We start from the raw sequence: 16,646 nt of genomic DNA on the forward strand, positions 1-16,646 counted from the left end.
GGTGCTTACCTCCTTAGCTTCGGATCAAGTGCATCCTGAAGCCCATCACCTAACACATTAAACGAGAACATCGTCAAAGAGATGAAGAATGCCGGGAAAAACAGCCTCCACCAATCACCCGATAATATGACCGGCAAAGCATCGCTGGCCATTGAACCCCAGCTCGCCAGCGGTGCCTGGATTCCAAGACCAAGGAAGCTAAGGAATGCTTCAGCAAAGATTGCCGATGGAACGGAAAGGGTGATTTGAACGATGATCGGTCCCATCGTATTGGGAAGAAGATTTTTGCGGATGATCCGCCCTGCTTTTGTACCGAATGTCTTAGACGCTAAAACGTATTCATAATTCTTGATTTGCAGGACCTGACCGCGGACAATCCTCGCCATTCCTATCCATCCTGTTATCGTCAAAGCAAATATGATCGTAGCCAGGCTTGGTCCCATCACAACGCTGATTAGAATCACCACCAGCAAATACGGCAGTCCATAAAGCACTTCAATGACCCTCATCATGTAATGGTCTGTCCTGCCGCCCTTATAGCCAGCAATACCGCCATAGATGACGCCAATGACAAAATCAATCAAAGCCGCTGCGATGCCGACGAACAAGGATATTCGTGCCCCGTACCAAGTACGTGTGAATACATCGCGACCCAGCTCATCAGTACCAAACCAATGTTCACTGGATGGCGGGAGGTTCTGGTTGATTAAATCCTGATGGTCGACTGTATGTGGTGAAATGAGTGGCCCGAAAATAGCCATAAAGGTCAAACCTGATAAGCAAAACAATCCCATCATTGCCAGTTTATTTTTCAGGAGGCGTCTCCAGGCATCCTGCCAATACGAGAGACTGGGCCTGACAACAGCTTCTGCTTCTGAGTCACTCTTTTCTATAGGAACAAACCAGTCATCGGGAATCGACGAATTTGTCTGATGTTCCTGATGTTTTCGCAGAGCCATCATTTCCCCTCCTTTTTATGAAGTTTGATTCTCGGATCCAGGATTCCGTATGACAGGTCAACCAGGAAAAGCATCACGATCAGCACAGTACTGTAAAAAATCGTGGTTCCCATAATGACAGGATAGTCACGCTGGTTGATGCTCTCGACAAAGTACTTGCCCATGCCCGGAATCGCAAAGATTTTTTCGATTACGAAGGTACCTGTCAAAATGCTTGCCGCCAGGGATCCCAAAATGGTTACTACCGGAAGCAAAGCATTTTTCAACGCATGTTTGAACACAATTTTTACAGGGGAAAGCCCTTTTGCTTTCGCTGTCCTGATATAATCCTGAGTCAAAACCTCCAGCATGCTCGCCCTCGTCAAACGGGCGATGATGGCCATTGGTCCGGTCGCAAGTGCCAATGTAGGCAGGATCATATGCTTCGGGCTGGTCCAAGTGGCGACGGGCAAGATTTGCCAGGTCACGGCAAGCTGCTGGATCAAAAGCGTGGCCATCACAAAGTTAGGGACGGAGATCCCGACCACCGCAATGGTCATTGCAAGATAATCGATAATGCCGTTATGCCGCAGGGCTGCGATGATTCCCAACAGAATTCCTGAGAAGATTGCCACAATGAGCGTGACCATTCCCAGTTCAAACGAAACCGGAAATCCTCGGCCCAGCATTTCGTTCACGGTTTGGGAGGATTTTTTAATAGACGGTCCGAAATCGAAAGTAACAACTGACTTTAAATACAAGATATATTGAACATAAAGCGGTTCATCCAAATGGTAAAAACTTTCGAGGTTTTTTTGTACAGCCTCGCTTGTCGCCCGCTCTTCGTTAAAAGGTGAACCAGGTATAGTGTGCATCAAGAAAAAGGTCAGTGTAATGATGACCAATAAAGTCAACGCCATAGAGCCCAGCCGTTTGATTATGTATTGCAGCATTAACTCACTTCCTTATCATGTCTTCATGTCAGCAGATGTCTTTGACGGTCTTAATGAAAGCTCAGGCATCAAGATAGCGAAAACACTGCTTACGAAAAAGTTGTTCTCATGGCTAACTCTGTCATCACAAGCATAGCTTGATAGGCTTCTAGAATATCCTTTGCCTGAAAACGGACAATGGTCGTTCCCACTTCTATTTCCGTTCCCGGCATCAGATTAGCCCACTCTGCCTGTCCATAATTAGCAAATTCGATTCGCAAGACCGGATTTTCCGGCGGAGTAAGCGGTTTCATTTTGCCGATATTTTTAATCGCCTGTTCTGTCTTCTCAGCAAGAAGTTCCCCAGCTTTGACAGGTGTTAACGATTTTGCTGCAGATCTCGAAATTGATTCTTTTACAACAGCCGTGGTGATATTGGGAATCAAGGCTTCTGCTTCCCTTGCCGCTCCATCATCACCAGCCACCATGATAACTGGTACCCCAAAATAACCTGCCACATATGCATTAAATCCGAGTTCCCCAATTTGAACATCGTTGATCCACATATGGCGGACACCAAATATCATTGAATGTGACATAACGCCGCTCATTGAAGCTCTGGCATGATAGCCGACAAACACTGCTCCTTTAAAACTGTCATCCAATCCCTGGACCATAGAAAAGGGCTTCACATCACCGGTTATCAACTGGGTATCAGGGTGAAGATCTTCAATCAACAGATTATTCATTTTAGAATGGCTGTCATTGACGATGACTTCCTCACATCCGGTTTCAAAAGCCTTAGTGATCACATAGTTCGCTTCCTGGGTCATGATTTTCCGGCTACGTTCGTAATTGTGTTTAGATGAATCCACATGGGTATGGTCTACCAATCCGGTGATCCCTTCCATGTCCACTGATATGTACAACTTCATTTTCAACCAACTTTCTATAAATAAATAATTATCTTAAAATTATAAATAATAAATCTACCAACCGCAACCTTTTCTCCTATAAATTTCTGCAATTACTAATAAATAGGAGTATTGTCACTAAAAGTAAATACAGGTAAAAAACTATTTATGTAATAATAATTTTTGGGTGTCAAGTTTATTTAATCTGGATAGAAACTGAATAGTTAATTAATATTTTTTGAAGCCTGTGATTACGAAACAGCTTTTTCAAAATAATGGTATTCAGGAATAAAAAGGAGCGCCAGAAATGGCACTCCTAATCTCTAATATTTTCTTGTTCCATCAGTTCAAGGAAATGAGTCAGTACCCGTGCTGTCAACCCCCAGATCACCTTGCCATTCACCCTATAAAAATATTCATCCATTGATCTGGTCTGCCAGTTGTAATTCTCTCCACCGATAATCAAGTCAAACGGAAATCCATCCTCTGGTTCGACCTGGAAATTAATTTTATATGTAGCCGGCTGATTCTTTTTGAAAAATGCCAGGGGAACAGTGAAAACCTCACCCACCTCGGCTTCACTCGGCTTGATTGACTCTGGGTTATTTATCGTTCCAACAAACGGGTAGATGATGGTACCAAAAGCTGACACCATAAAATCCAATGGAATCATATTGGTGATCTCACTCTCTTTAATACCCAGTTCCTCTGACGTTTCCCTTGCAGCAGCTACTCTTGGTTCCTCTCCCTTTTCAATCCTGCCGCCGGGAAAACAAACCTCGCCAGGCTGCCTTCTAAGTGTAAGTGCCCGTACTTCAAACAAGATATGAACCTCATTATTGACCTCCACCAACGGCAGCAGTACAGCAAATTTCATAAATTGTTCATGTCCCAATATTGAGGGTGTACGCCCCAATAAAGCTTCTGATATTTGTTGAATTTTCATTATTGGACATCCACTCTCCTCGTATAAGTATATGTCTTTATTGTATTATGAAAAACCATTGAAAATAAAGGAAACGGCTCTTGATATTTTACAGAGTAAAAATAATCTAAGAAGAGTTTTTAAAAATCCTGAGTAAACAAGGTTGTTGCCAAAAATCACTTAAAACTATTTCATCCGATACACATTTATCCTTATTGGCGAATCCAATATCCTTAATCAAAATGTTTCCATTGATAAAATCATTTAATAGAAAATAAAGCGCAAAAAGCTTCATTGGTGATTTGAATCTTTATATACCGGATAAACATGTCACTAATAAGATCTATTGGTGACTCTAATCTCAACATAATGGAAAAAAAAGGTCTCCAAACAAGCTCCATTGGCGACATAAAACTCCACTTACTGGAAAAACAGGGGCACCAATAACCTTTATTGGTAACTCGAATCTCCATTTACTGGTAAAACAGGTCCCCAATAACCTCTATCGGTTACCTTAATCTCCATTTACTCGTAAAACAGGTCACCAATAACCTCTATTGGTAACTCAACTCTCCACTTACTGGGAAAACTAGTCACCAATAACCTCCATTGGCGACTCTAATCTCCACTTACTGGGAAAACAGATCACCAATAATCTCCCTTGGCGACTTTAATCTCCACTTACTGGAAAATCAAGTCACCAATATCCCTCATTGGCGACTCCAATCTCCACTTACTGGAAAATCAAGTCACCAATAACCTCCATTGGTAACTCAAATCTCCACTTACTGGGAAAACTAGTCACCAATAACCTCCATTGGCGACTCTAATCTCCACTTACTGGTAAAACAGATCACCAATAATCTCCATTGGCGACTCTAATCTCCACTTACTGGAAAATCAAGTCACCAATATCCCTCATTGGCGACTCTAATCTCCACTTACTGGAAAATCAAGTCACCAATATCCCTCATTGGCGACTCCAATCTCCACTTACTGGAAAATCAAGTCACCAATATGATGTCTATTATACAAACCGCTGGTTCCGCCTCTAGCAAAGCAAAAGACAGCGACAAATTTGCCGCTGCCCTTAATTCGATAATCAACCTGTTGATCGTCCTTTGATTGCTTTGTATGCAATCAATATGATGCCAATTACGAGGAGGATGTGGATAATTCCGCCGGCTACCTTAAAAACCAGCCCCAGCACCCAGAGTACCAGCAATATTGCTGCAATTGTCCATAACATTGGCAAACATCTCCTTCCCTGTTGTTGTCTTGGTTAAAGTTTACCCTTTTGAAATTTTTATTAAACAAGCTGCCCTCTAACTGGAGACATGATAAATATTTGATAACATATGTGTCGTTGTGTAAAACTTAAACTATTCATTCATGACAGGAGAAATTCACATGGGACCATACAAGATTTTATTTTTGGATATAGACGGAACAATCTTAACGCCTGATGACACGATTGAGAATTCTACAAGGGCAGCCATTAAGGAAATGAAAAAACAAAATATTGAGGTGGTATTGGCTACAGGACGCCCGCTCCACGAAATATCGGATCTTGCAGAGGAACTTCAGATTACCTCTTTTATCGGATATAACGGTGCGCTGGGCATATATGAAGGAGAAACCATTTTTGCAGAACCTATGAAATCTGAGGATGTAAGATACATCCTGGACATTGCCGATGATAATGATCATGAGGTGGTCTGTTATTCGAATTCAAAAAATTACTTTACCAGCCTAGAGCCGGATGCGGTCCAAGCCTTTCAAAAACATTTTTATTTGCGCCAGAATGATATTTTTACTGAGGATGCCATTGAAGATGTTCTTGGAATGACAATCATCACAGCGGGAAACAAAGATTACTCCCTTTACCAGTTCAATGATGGAATCCATTTATCCCAAGTGAACGTTGAGGGCATGCAACACTGTTTCGATGTCATTCGCGATCAAGTTAATAAGGGAATTGGCGTGGAATTTCTTTTGAAAAAGCTTGGTATAAAACGTGAGGAATCGATTGCTTTTGGAGATGGTATGAATGATAAGGAAATAGTGGCCTTTGCAGGAGAAGGATTTGCGATGGGCAATGCACACCCTGATTTGTTTCAGCATGCCAAACATAAAACCACTTCTGTCACCAATTCAGGAATATATAACGGATTAAAGTCACTTGGGTTAATCGAATAATAGCCACAAATACAGACCCGCAATATAAAAAAGGAACCTCAAGTTAGAGGCTCCTTTTGTTTACCTTATCGCCCTTTTCTTCGCGCTTGCTTTTGAAAATTCATTTTCGGGCTGTTCAGCTTGCCTTTTAATGGTATCTTTATAGCTCATCCAATAAATCAAAGCCACAAACACACCACCGCCTACTGCGTTGCCCAAGTATACTGGCACAAAGTTGGTGAAGTATTCACCCCAACTATAATAACCCGCAAAAATTGCTGCCGGAATCACGAACATGTTTGCAACAACGTGCTGGAATCCAATGGCAACGAAGCCCATAATCGGGAACCAGATTGCTAATACCTTCCCGGTCATGTCGGAAGCACCATATGAAAGCCAAACCGCCAGACCAACAAGCCAGTTACAGCCAATTCCTGAAATAAAGGCCGCCCAAAAACCAGCATCCAGTTTTGCCCCTGCCACAGAGACTGTTTTTTCAAGATAAGGACCAGTCTCCGTCAAACCTACAATATGGCCAAAAAAATAGGCTACAAATAGAGCACCTACAAAATTGCTTAAAGTGATCCAAAACCAATTTTTCAATAGCATCTTCATTTTTACCTTCTTAGCGAGACTGGCCATCGAAATGGCTGTCATATTCCCCGTAAGCAGTTCTCCTCCAGCAAGAAGGATCAAAATCAGTCCTAGGGGAAAAACCGAGGCACCTAGGAATGTTCCGAATGTCCCCCACTCATGCGGCAGGTTTGCGATCACCCTGATGTCCAAAAGATAGCCAATAGCGATAAACGCTCCTCCGAGAAAACCCAAAATAAGCATATTCTTCACGGGCATTGCAGCCTTATATGTGCCAGAGTCAATAGTCACTTGTGCGATTTCATGGGGTTTACGAAATGCCAATTTTATTCCTCCTGTCGTTTAGATGCATTATTTCCTTTTGATAATTGAACATTTCTTTAATGAATTAATTCCCCTTTGTCCAACAAAAAAACGGTGTTTCATTATGTTTTGACATTTTTTATAAATAAACATATCATATTGATATATCAAAATGATATATATAATCATAAAGGAGTGCTGAACATGTCAATTGAACATTCCATCCTTGCAGTCATCAGCTTCCGTCCAAGCACCGGCTACGACATCAAATCCGAATTTGAGCATAAAGCAGCGGGTCTATTCTGGGGCATGAGTTACGGCAGTCTTTATCCCAAACTTAAAAAGCTTGAAGAAGAGGGATTCATCACCACCATTGAATCAGAGACTGGAGGGCGAAAGAAAAAACTCTATGAGCTGACCGGTAAAGGCTGGTTTGAATTGGAAAGCTGGCTTGCCAGAAGACCTGAACCACCAGCTATTAAGGATGAGTTATTCATGAAGATGGCTGCCTGGCATAACCAAATGGATATTACAATCCTGGCCGAACATCTAAAAGAAAGAGCAAAGGAGTCACAGGAAATCCTGAATTTCGTCAAAGAATGGAAACAAAATAATACTTCATATATTAACGGTGTCGGAATGCTTTCAATGAGATATGCCGAGTTAAAACTTGAGGCTGAGCTTACTTGGATAAAAGAATCGCTCTTCTTAATCGAGAATGATGAACTGCCTGAAGGCCAGGATCCGAAAAAACTTGGCGAAAAACAAATGGAACGAAGAAAAAAAGCGCTTAAAAACGGCCATTAGGAGGATGGAATATGGAGGCTGGTATCTTTAAACCGTTGAAGAACAAAGCTTATCGTTCACTTTTTGGGGCACAGGTGTTTTCAGATTTGGGGAATTGGCTGGATTTTATTGCGATACAGGTAATCGTTGCATACCATTGGGGACTGGGAGAAGCAGCAATCGCTTCAGTAATCATCGTCATGGGAATTCCCTGGGTGATCATCGGCCCGCTAGCCAGTGTTTTTGTTGACAGACTTCCCCAGAAGACATTGATGATCACTTGCTTATTACTTAGAATCCTTTTTGTTGTTGGTGTGTTTTTCGCGCCGAACCTTTATGTACTCCTGTTGTTTGTATTTCTTAAGGCAACGGTTGCCGCACTCTATGATCCTGCTAGACAAAGTGCGATCAGGCATATCGTTCCTGAAGATGAATTGCCGGAAGCTGTGACTTTAAGCCAGCTTTCAGTCAATACTATGAAAATCATCGGCCCGGCCCTGGGCGGTGGATTGATCGCGCTTTCCGGTGTAAGAAGCCCCTTTATCTTTGAAGCCGCAGGCTTTCTGATTGCGGTTGCGATTTTGATGGCCCTGCCAAAAATCGAAGCAGAAGCTTCCATAAAGAAACAACATCAAACTTCTTATTTGGAAGACCTCACAGAAGGCATAAGACACATCTTCACTGCCAGGATACTAAAGTCAGCAATCATCCTTTCCTCCATTGCCTTCTTCATTATTTTTCTCTATGATGGTTTGTTTGTCTTTGTCGCACAAAATCTTGGGTTTGCTGGAGAGGAATTTGGTTTGCTGGTAAGTTCTGTTGGTTTCGGCAGCGTAGTCGGAGCCCTTCTCCTCGGACGATTTACAAGCTGGAAAAATAAGCCGATCCACCTGATGGCTTCAGCTTCTGTCATGAGCGGCATTCTCATTCTTCTTATCGGAGTAGGTGTGTATGGTGTTTTCGAACTTCCGAAAATATTATGGATGGCTGGTGCATTCCTGCTTGGGATCCTTGCTTCTGCTGAAGGTGTTCCATATGGATATGTACTGCAATCAGAAACACCCAAGAATATTATGGGCAGGGTGTCTTCTGCAGCCGCATCCTTGCAGACATTCTCGATGCTAGTCGCTCCTGCTGCAGGTGCCTTGTTGGCTAAATGGATTGGTGTTTCAGGGGTGCTCGTCGGTGCTGGCATTTCTACCTTTTTCCTCGGTACCTTTGCTTTAGCCTTCCTTTTAAGAAAAACCGCTGATACAAGAAGTATTGGAGCCTAAAACAAACGAAGCCGTTGTCGGTCAGGACAACGGCTGTTTGCAATCAATCTTTATTCAGCAACTCTTCACCGGCTATCCCGGGATTCGTCATTTCATAAGGATTCAGGATCAAATCCAGTTCTTCCTCTGTCAGTACATCATATGCCAGACATAGCTCTCTTACCGATTTACCGGTGAGGATGGCTTCCCTGGCTATTCGTGATACCGCTTCATACCCAAGATGGGGATTTACAGCGGTTATAATGCCAACGCTTCTTTCCACATCTTTTTCCAGCTTTTCCTTATTTGCTTCGATTCCAACAAGACAATGATCTGTAAACACCTTAAAACCATTGTTCATGATACTGATTGATTGGATCAGGTTGAAAACGAGAACAGGTTCCATGACGTTAAGCTCAAGCTGGCCTGCTTCCGAAGCAAGGCAGATGGTATGGTCATTCCCAATGACCTGGAATGCGACCTGGTTGATGACCTCTGGCATAACCGGGTTCACTTTTCCAGGCATGATAGAAGAACCTGGCTGCCTTGATGGCAAGAAAATCTCATTAAAACCGACCCTTGGTCCAGAAGCCATCAAGCGTAAATCATTGGCAATTTTGGACATATTCATCATACAAACCTTTAATGCCGCTGATACCGTTGTATATGCGTCTGTGTTCTGAGTGGCATCGACTAGATGATCTGCATTCTTCAATGGATATCCGCTGATCTCAGAAAGGTGACGGACAACATTCTTGATGTACTTTGGATTGGCATTAAGGCCTGTTCCAACTGCTGTAGCCCCCATGTTAACTTCGAATAAGTGGCCACGGGTATGCTTGATTCTTTCAATATCTCGCTCAACGACTCGGGTATAGGCTTCAAATTCCTGACCGAGGCGAATTGGCACAGCATCCTGCAGATGAGTCCTGCCCATCTTGATTACTCCATCAAATTCTCTTGATTTCTGGGAAAAAACATCGCGCATGATATTCATCGTATCTAAAAGCTTGTCCAGCAGCGACAGCACGGATAAATGGATTGCTGTAGGAAAAGCATCATTAGTCGATTGAGCCATGTTCACATGAGAGTTCGGGCTGAGGGTAAAATAATCACCCTTATTCTCCCCTAGCAATTCCAATGCACGGTTCGCAATGACCTCATTCGTATTCATATTGATAGAGGTTCCTGCTCCACCCTGAATCGGATCAACGATGAATTGATCATGCCACTGACCCTGGATAATTTCATCAGCCGCCTTTACGATCACCTCACCAAGTCCGCCATACAGTCTTCCTGTTTCCATATTTGCTAATGCCGCTGCTTTTTTTACCATGGCCATTGCCTTAATTAATTCACTATGTATTCTGTACCCGGTAATCGGGAAATTTTCTACTGCTCTTAATGTCTGGATGCCATAATATGCATCTGCCAATACTTCCTTTGTTCCAAGGAAGTCTTTTTCTATCCTGACTTTTACTTCAGTCATTTCCTACCCCTCCAAAAAGCTTCAGATTTAGATTAAGTATTGAGGGCAATCAATTTCCGACAATTTTTTTATCCCTCAGCCTAGTTATTGGGCTTACATGACTATTGTAAATCAAAATCATAAATTCATCACGACAAATCAAACTTTTTTCTTGGGAATCGAATGCAAACTCTGTACCTTTATTGGTTGTTATGCAGAAATCCCACTAGTTTTGATAGCTTTTGTCATCATGCAGGAAAACAGGAATACATTTGCTGAATTGTAATAGGACACTGATTTTTCATAATACAATTCAGAAAGGAATGGGCATGATGACTGACACTCAATTCACGAAGGCATATACAATTAAAGAGGTGTCCAAGAAAATTAATGTTCCGTCTGGAACCATCAGACAATGGGAAAAGGACCTGTCCGGCCTGCTTGTTGTTCCCAGAACGAAGCAGGGAGCAAGATTCTATACGGATGTTGAAATAGATCAACTGATGAAAATAAAACAGATGCGGGATAAAAATCTCAGCAAAGATATGATTAGGGACCTTCTGCAGCATCATATGGAGACAAACCATTTTCCCGACCAGGAATACAATCCTAACAGCCTGACAATTAAGCCTGAATCGCCTGGCACTTCCCTTTCTTACAGCCAGGATGAATATAGTGATTTCATGAAGGCAATGGAGCAATATAAAGATTCGTTGATTGAAGAAGTCAAGGCAGAGATCAGAAATGGTATTAGAAAAGAAGTCATTGAAGAGGTAAAAAAGGAAATTTCCAAAGGAACTCTCACTACAGTTAAATCCCTGTCGGATTCAATTTATAAAACCGGTGAAAGAACCAATGAGCATATAACGGTGCTTTCAGAAACAGTGAACAGGACTTCAGAAGATAGTTCCAAACGGCTCGTAACCATTTCATCCGAGCTTACGAATGTTTCGAAAGGCACCTCCGAAATTAATGCCAATCTCGAGAAGGTTTCAAAGGGTACTTCCGAAATGTTCACCAAATTATCGGAGCGGGTTACCAAAGCTTCTCATGGTACCACTGAAAAAATTACCCAGTTATCTGAAACTATCCAGAAAAGCTCAAAAGGTACAAGTGAAAAAATCTCTAAACTGACTGAGAGTGTTGCGAAGGTTTCAAAGGGTACTTCTGAAAAAATAAATGCACTTACAGGAAGCCTTACGAATGTTTCAAAAGGCACCTCCGAACGAATTGCGACGCTTACGTCCAATATGACAAAAACGTATAAAGGAACGAATGAGAAAATTTTAAAATTAGCAAGTACTGTTGATCAGCTATCTTCTGGCACTAACAAGGATATATCCAATCTTGCCAAGCGTCTGAACGAAACGACCGAAACGGTCTCCGAGGAATTCAAGATTCTTGCTGATTATGTTTCCAACAGTCGGGAAACTACAAATCAGGAGTTGGCCAATCTGAATCAAGTCATCAACCAAGAACGCGAATATTTGGTCCGTACCCTACAGAGCGAACGGGAAGAATTAAGACAGGAAATCAAACAGCGCGATGAAATGTTCAAAGGTATGGTTGACAGTTTCAGGGAAACAGCCGCTTCAAAACAGGCAAAAAGAAACTGGTGGAAGGTTTGGAAATAGAATCAGCATATAACCAGGCAATTTGTAAATAATAGTTACACTAGAACAGGATTCAAGCAAAAGAATATCGTACAGCAAATGCAAATGAATCTGGAGGGAAAACTAGTGGGCCGTATGAATCGCTGGCTGGGAACTATTGCGTTGGTCATTTTTTTACCGTGGAATCTGTCTCCACAAGCAGCCAGTTCCTCAATTAATGGAATGGAAGATATCAATATCTCACACCGTGGTGCTTCTGGTCATGCGCCTGAACACACTTTCCCATCTTATGAATTAGGAAAGGCAATGAATGGCGATTACATTGAGATCGATCTGCAAATGACCAGGGACGGTGAATTGATTGCCCTGCATGATGAAACGATTGACCGGATTACAGGCAAGACTGGACTGGTTAAAAACTTAACACTGGAAGAAATCAAGCGGCTTGATGCAGGCAGCTGGTTCAATGAAGCTTTTCCGGATAAAGCGAAAACTGAATTCAAGGGGCTTAAGATCCCGATGCTTGGGGAAATCCTTGAAAAATTCGGCTCTGATTCGAAATTTTTTATCGAAACAAAATCACCTGATGTCTATCCCGAAATGGAACAAAAGTTGATTGACCTTCTGAATGAGTATCAACTGATTGGTGCCGAAAATAAAGCTGGCAATGTGATCATCCAGTCATTCAGTTCTGCAAGTTTGCGGAAAATCCATGCAATCGATGAATCGATTCCATTAATCCAATTACTTTCCTATTATGCTCCAGCTACTATAACGGATAGTGAAATCGGGAAATTGCAAGAATATGCTGTAGGTGTTGGGTTGCATTACACTGCTGCCAATCCTGCGTATATAAAAAAGATTTCTGATTCTGGATTACTGATTTTTCCTTATACAGTCAATGAAAAGGAAGATATGGAAATGCTTCTTGATTGGGGTGTAAACGGGATGTTCACTAATTATCCTGACCGCCTGTACGAAGTCTACCGGGAGAAAATCAAGAAACGTTGAAAATTAAAATGCTTTAGAAAAAGCTGCCAAAGGGCAGCTTTTTTAATCCTAATACAATCTATTCCTATACCCATCTTCTAATCTATCTTTTATTTCGGCCGCAGTCGTGCCGGGCAATTTGGAATGAGCAGCAAGTATTTCAGCCCCTGATGGCAGTGTGGAAGGATCTGCCCAGCTTTCGGGAACCCATAATCCAGAACGTCTTAATGCTTTTCCGCACTGTATGAAACATTCTTCTACCTCTATTTCTATACCTAACAGTGGATTTTTCCCTCCTGCTGCCATCCTTCCCAGCAATTCAGGATCAAGTGTAAGGCTTGCCCTGCCATTGACTCTTAATGTTTCCGACATACCTGGGATAAGGAATAATAAGCCAACTTGTGGATTCGATAAAATATTTTTCAGCGAGTCCATTCTTTTGTTTCCGGGACGGTCTGGTATCACAATCCTATTTTTATCGAGAATCAGCACAAACCCTGGAGTATCTCCTCTGGGAGAGGCATCACTGCAGCCGTCTTTATCCGAAGTGGAAAGAATTAAAAAGGGTGATTTTGATATGTAGTTGCGGCAATGCTCATCCACATAAGAAATGACCTTGCGCTTTGCCAGTTCACTTGGTTCCCCGAATCGTTCTCTTAATTCATCAAAGCTTTTGATCGTATGATCCAATTCCCTCATTCCCCCGTTTTCTGTTTATGTAAATCCTTACCACTTTAATCATCATATTATAACGAATTGTTTTAAACTCATCCTAAGAATGTTCATAAAACACTTTGGTTAAGCATTACTTTACCACAGCAACTAATCTCCCGCCTTTTTCTTCTCAAATTTGAACCAGTATATGGATTCTAATGAAATTAGAAGGGTATATTAATTAACATCTTAAATAGAGTTGGAGGTACAAATATGAACAATGCTGTTAACCAATTTCTTGAAAAAGCAAGAAACACTTTAAACCAAGCGTATAGCAATGCAAAGGAGACTTTTTATTCCATCACCTCCACACCATCAGCTTCGGTACAACAAATTGCAGATTATGTCATGAAACATCCTGACAGTAAAGTGTCCATGAAACACTATTTGGGGATTACTTTGTCATTCTATGAGCTTGCGCAAGGACAAATGAAGTATTATTTAGAAACAAATGGCTCTAAGATTCTTCAGTTAGATGTTCATTCAAACTTTCACAGTGTCGTGGCTTATCGTTCCTACCGGGATCAACTATCATTAAATACCCCGGTCAAATTCCCGAATTTGAATCCAAGTCAATGAACGTAAAAAAGTACCTTTCCCATTTTTTAACGACTTCTGTTCTAAACGGCAAATGCTAATTAAAAGGGAATTAGCAAGAAAAATGCTTGGGGTAGTGAATCTCCAAGCATTTTCACTCATTAATTTTCCTAGCATACCCGTTACTTTAAGTAGCGTTTTACACAATTGTTATTCTGATATCCATTAGAAACTATACGTGCTTGTTAACACTCCAACCAACTATTTACGACTTCTTCAAAACCTCTTTTAATTTAAAGCACCTACTTGTCAATATAAATTTTGATATAAAGAGTTTCCATTAGTACAATCAAGGATGTATTACTGCTAAATCCATTGTTATAATAAAGCCACCAAACAATCGTACGATGGCGGTGCTTAACTAATCCGAATAAGAACCTCCTGGTAAAGATACTAAATCAAACCCTTTGTCTCCACTTAACTGCCACCCTTCAAAATAATTACTGTCATGGAACAATTCAAGAATAACATCACCCTCAAATTCCACAACTAAATCAGATATTTCATCAAAATGAAGGATTTTAACTATTCCTTTTTCCATTAGTATCTTTTCAATCTTTTTATGAGAGTATCTTTCAGGTGAGTGGATACAGTCTGAATACCCAATGGCAATTTCTTTCTTAACATGCAGCCTCCAAGGACATTCAACTATTAATCTGCCTGATTCAAAAATCATTACTAAAGGTAGATTCTTATCCACCCTTACCTCTATTACTTTCTGGCCTATAAAAGAATTGAAGTCAATATTACTTAATTTTCTATACATTTTCGTCCCTACTTTATATAGAAATCATTTAATCAGAGTTCTTTTACGAAAAACTTAAAGCTGCTATAAGAGAGCTTTTTAAAACAAAGCGACATTCTATTCTTAGTATTCTTTACCGAAAAAGAAATCCCTCTTAGGATATCTAGGTTTCTTATTTAACTATTCGTCGTAGAAAGTTGAAAATACAAACTTATATAAACCTTATTTTACCAATTAAAACAAATATAGTAATATAAATTTTACATGCTGATAATAACTTTTGTCACTATGTCTAAATGGGTACGAATAACCGCGCTGATTCACTTCTCAACAAAAAGAAACAGTCCAATTGAGTTACAAACTGGACTGCTATTTAGCGTTCTTATTAAGTTATATTCTCTTAAAAATAGAGTTACTGATTTTGGCAATAGATTTTTCTAATTATATCAAATTAAGCCTATTTCTGTCCGGAAAGCACGTCTCGCTCGTCTGCCATCGGGGGTTCCTCCAACCAGGAGTTTTTAATCATGATATTCGCACCGTCCTCAGCATATAATGCGATTTCGGGGATCAATGATGCATACTGTATTCCAATATCTTTTCGCGGACTTGCCGCCATTGCTGCACCATAATTACCGATTCCAGCTGCTATCATCGACGAAACATGAAACATAATCAGCTTATCCGAGAAAATTTGTGTTGTCGTATCTGTTACTGCCGAGTCCCAGAACATCGGAGCTGGTATATCATTCTGCTTAAGAATATCACTGAATAAATCTCCATGCTTATGGGCGATTTTCTTTCCTCGTTGTAAGTATCCCTTTACTTCTTTATCTTGAGCTACCTGGATGAAACCCATAATCAAGGCCTTGCCTATTTGATTTGTCTGTATATTCAAGAATAAATGTGAAATTTCTATAGAAGTCAATGCTCGCCTTCTATTTTTCAATCCGGAAAGAAATTTTTGTTTTTCCACAAATTCTGCTTTATCCGGAACCGATATAAATGGAGGCCTTATGTAAGTACCCTGTTCAAGCATCAATTCCCTGGTCTTATCCTGCAGCTGGATTGCCGATTTTAATACGCTTTTATGCAGGAGGATAACATCAGGCCGTGTACCGAGACCGATTGCCGCTGCGTTTGCAGCCATGCCAAGAATGGACATATACCTAAGATACATCATCACAAACGTATCAGAAAAGAGCCTTGGGGAATGGACATTCACGTCTTTTGCTGTAAAACCGACCGGATAGGGAAATCCTTCTCCATCGAAAATCTCCTGTCCAAGAGAAATGTTTTTTCGTGAAGCATTTAGGGCAAATTCGACGATTTCTTTTACTCTGTTATCTTCGGTTTTATTCAAAAAATAGCTTAATACACAGATTGAAACCGTATCGTTTATATACTGTGTCCAAAGACTGGACATTTCTGCAGCTGTTAAGTCGATTTTCGTCTTATCTTCCATCTTCTCACCCCGATACTTCGATGATATAATTATTATTTCTGATTCAGTTTTTTTTATTTATTACATAACTAATTTAGATAAAAATCTTTATAGTGAAAAAAACCGAGTCCATATGAAATAAATAGTAAAATGGACTTAAGATGTCCCATATAGGAGTGAGCACTCTGATTGAACTTCTTTTTATAATCCTAATCTCCGGCGGGTTAGCTGGATTAGCGAATATCATTAGAT

At 40.9% G+C, this 16,646-nt stretch carries 16 protein-coding genes; 6 read left to right on the forward strand and 10 right to left on the reverse strand.

Annotated elements, in window-relative coordinates:
* Positions 1-5 precede the first annotated feature (5 nt).
* From M3593_RS00935 to M3593_RS00955, 5 genes are all read right to left on the reverse strand, one after another.
* Positions 6-959 (reverse strand): ABC transporter permease, encoded by a 954-nt coding sequence (locus tag M3593_RS00935; RefSeq protein WP_144480789.1) that lies wholly within the window; start codon positions 957-959, stop codon positions 6-8.
* Entirely contained in the window at positions 959-1,891 is a 933-nt protein-coding gene (locus tag M3593_RS00940; protein ID WP_251540262.1) for an ABC transporter permease, read from the reverse strand. Before M3593_RS00940 ends, M3593_RS00935 begins: the two co-directional genes overlap by 1 nt.
* 89 nt (positions 1,892-1,980) lie before the next feature.
* A complete protein-coding gene (locus tag M3593_RS00945) occupies positions 1,981-2,805 on the reverse strand; it encodes a M55 family metallopeptidase (protein WP_251540264.1) in 825 nt (274 codons plus the stop codon).
* A 295-nt stretch (positions 2,806-3,100) separates the two neighbouring features.
* Positions 3,101-3,730, reverse strand: coding sequence for an NUDIX hydrolase (locus tag M3593_RS00950; RefSeq protein WP_251540266.1), 630 nt, complete (start codon positions 3,728-3,730; stop codon positions 3,101-3,103).
* A 1,081-nt stretch (positions 3,731-4,811) separates the two neighbouring features.
* The gene (locus M3593_RS00955; protein WP_144480782.1) at positions 4,812-4,958 is read right to left on the reverse strand and encodes a lmo0937 family membrane protein; all 147 of its coding nucleotides are present in this window, start codon (positions 4,956-4,958) and stop codon (positions 4,812-4,814) included.
* Between the two features lie 161 nt (positions 4,959-5,119).
* On the opposite strand from M3593_RS00955, the gene M3593_RS00960 reads away from it, so the two are divergent.
* Positions 5,120-5,908, forward strand: a complete 789-nt coding sequence (locus M3593_RS00960; RefSeq protein WP_251540268.1) for an HAD family hydrolase — start codon at positions 5,120-5,122, stop codon at positions 5,906-5,908.
* 60 nt (positions 5,909-5,968) lie between these two features.
* Here the strand turns inward: M3593_RS00960 and M3593_RS00965 are convergent, their stop codons facing one another.
* Positions 5,969-6,805, reverse strand: coding sequence for a formate/nitrite transporter family protein (locus M3593_RS00965; RefSeq protein ID WP_251540270.1), 837 nt, complete (start codon positions 6,803-6,805; stop codon positions 5,969-5,971).
* A 183-nt stretch (positions 6,806-6,988) separates the two neighbouring features.
* On the opposite strand from M3593_RS00965, the gene M3593_RS00970 reads away from it, so the two are divergent.
* Positions 6,989-7,591: a PadR family transcriptional regulator gene (locus M3593_RS00970; protein WP_251540272.1), complete on the forward strand. Its 603-nt coding sequence runs from the start codon at positions 6,989-6,991 to the stop codon at positions 7,589-7,591.
* Positions 7,592-7,602: 11 nt separating this feature from the next.
* Positions 7,603-8,844, forward strand: a complete 1,242-nt coding sequence (locus M3593_RS00975) for an MFS transporter (RefSeq protein ID WP_251540274.1) — start codon at positions 7,603-7,605, stop codon at positions 8,842-8,844.
* A gap of 43 nt (positions 8,845-8,887) precedes the next feature.
* On the opposite strand, the gene aspA is transcribed toward M3593_RS00975, so the two are convergent.
* Positions 8,888-10,312, reverse strand: a complete 1,425-nt coding sequence (gene aspA, locus M3593_RS00980) for an aspartate ammonia-lyase (RefSeq protein ID WP_251540276.1) — start codon at positions 10,310-10,312, stop codon at positions 8,888-8,890.
* A 308-nt stretch (positions 10,313-10,620) separates the two neighbouring features.
* Here aspA and M3593_RS00985 point away from each other — a divergent pair, with 308 nt between their 5' ends.
* Positions 10,621-11,925 (forward strand): MerR family transcriptional regulator, encoded by a 1,305-nt coding sequence (locus M3593_RS00985; protein ID WP_222125087.1) that lies wholly within the window; start codon positions 10,621-10,623, stop codon positions 11,923-11,925.
* 114 nt (positions 11,926-12,039) lie between these two features.
* Positions 12,040-12,915 carry a glycerophosphodiester phosphodiesterase gene (locus tag M3593_RS00990; RefSeq protein ID WP_251541216.1) on the forward strand — a complete coding sequence of 292 codons (876 nt, stop codon included), beginning with the start codon at positions 12,040-12,042 and terminating at the stop codon, positions 12,913-12,915.
* A gap of 48 nt (positions 12,916-12,963) precedes the next feature.
* On the opposite strand, the gene M3593_RS00995 is transcribed toward M3593_RS00990, so the two are convergent.
* Entirely contained in the window at positions 12,964-13,593 is a 630-nt protein-coding gene (locus tag M3593_RS00995) for a pyridoxamine 5'-phosphate oxidase family protein (RefSeq protein ID WP_144480766.1), read from the reverse strand.
* A 228-nt stretch (positions 13,594-13,821) separates the two neighbouring features.
* On the opposite strand from M3593_RS00995, the gene M3593_RS01000 reads away from it, so the two are divergent.
* Positions 13,822-14,187: a hypothetical protein gene (locus M3593_RS01000; RefSeq protein ID WP_251540277.1), complete on the forward strand. Its 366-nt coding sequence runs from the start codon at positions 13,822-13,824 to the stop codon at positions 14,185-14,187.
* A gap of 379 nt (positions 14,188-14,566) precedes the next feature.
* On the opposite strand, the gene M3593_RS01005 is transcribed toward M3593_RS01000, so the two are convergent.
* Together M3593_RS01005 and M3593_RS01010 are read right to left on the reverse strand one after the other, a co-directional pair.
* A complete protein-coding gene (locus M3593_RS01005) occupies positions 14,567-14,971 on the reverse strand; it encodes a DUF6188 family protein (RefSeq protein ID WP_251540279.1) in 405 nt (134 codons plus the stop codon).
* A 436-nt stretch (positions 14,972-15,407) separates the two neighbouring features.
* Complete coding sequence (locus M3593_RS01010; protein WP_251540281.1) at positions 15,408-16,415, reverse strand: DUF3231 family protein; 1,008 nt, start codon at positions 16,413-16,415, stop codon at positions 15,408-15,410.
* Positions 16,416-16,646: the final 231 nt, after the last annotated feature.

This window comes from Mesobacillus sp. MER 48 (genome assembly GCF_023714225.1).
GTDB classification, from domain to species: Bacteria; Bacillota; Bacilli; order Bacillales; family Cytobacillaceae; genus Mesobacillus; species Mesobacillus oceanisediminis_A.

Excerpts from the sequence above, each read along its gene's own strand:
- M3593_RS00935 (WP_144480789.1), bottom strand. The coding sequence starts at position 959 with ATGGCTCTGCGAAAACATCAGGAACATCAGACAAATTCGTCGATTCCC.
- M3593_RS00940 (WP_251540262.1), bottom strand. The coding sequence starts at position 1,891 with ATGCTGCAATACATAATCAAACGGCTGGGCTCTATGGCGTTGACTTTA.
- M3593_RS00945 (WP_251540264.1), bottom strand. The coding sequence starts at position 2,805 with ATGAAGTTGTACATATCAGTGGACATGGAAGGGATCACCGGATTGGTA.
- M3593_RS00950 (WP_251540266.1), bottom strand. The coding sequence starts at position 3,730 with ATGAAAATTCAACAAATATCAGAAGCTTTATTGGGGCGTACACCCTCA.
- M3593_RS00955 (WP_144480782.1), bottom strand. The coding sequence starts at position 4,958 with ATGTTATGGACAATTGCAGCAATATTGCTGGTACTCTGGGTGCTGGGG.
- M3593_RS00960 (WP_251540268.1), top strand. The coding sequence starts at position 5,120 with ATGGGACCATACAAGATTTTATTTTTGGATATAGACGGAACAATCTTA.
- M3593_RS00970 (WP_251540272.1), top strand. The coding sequence starts at position 6,989 with ATGTCAATTGAACATTCCATCCTTGCAGTCATCAGCTTCCGTCCAAGC.
- M3593_RS00975 (WP_251540274.1), top strand. The coding sequence starts at position 7,603 with ATGGAGGCTGGTATCTTTAAACCGTTGAAGAACAAAGCTTATCGTTCA.
- aspA (WP_251540276.1), bottom strand. The coding sequence starts at position 10,312 with ATGACTGAAGTAAAAGTCAGGATAGAAAAAGACTTCCTTGGAACAAAG.
- M3593_RS00985 (WP_222125087.1), top strand. The coding sequence starts at position 10,621 with ATGATGACTGACACTCAATTCACGAAGGCATATACAATTAAAGAGGTG.
- M3593_RS00990 (WP_251541216.1), top strand. The coding sequence starts at position 12,040 with ATGAATCGCTGGCTGGGAACTATTGCGTTGGTCATTTTTTTACCGTGG.
- M3593_RS00995 (WP_144480766.1), bottom strand. The coding sequence starts at position 13,593 with ATGAGGGAATTGGATCATACGATCAAAAGCTTTGATGAATTAAGAGAA.
- M3593_RS01000 (WP_251540277.1), top strand. The coding sequence starts at position 13,822 with ATGAACAATGCTGTTAACCAATTTCTTGAAAAAGCAAGAAACACTTTA.
- M3593_RS01005 (WP_251540279.1), bottom strand. The coding sequence starts at position 14,971 with ATGTATAGAAAATTAAGTAATATTGACTTCAATTCTTTTATAGGCCAG.
- M3593_RS01010 (WP_251540281.1), bottom strand. The coding sequence starts at position 16,415 with ATGGAAGATAAGACGAAAATCGACTTAACAGCTGCAGAAATGTCCAGT.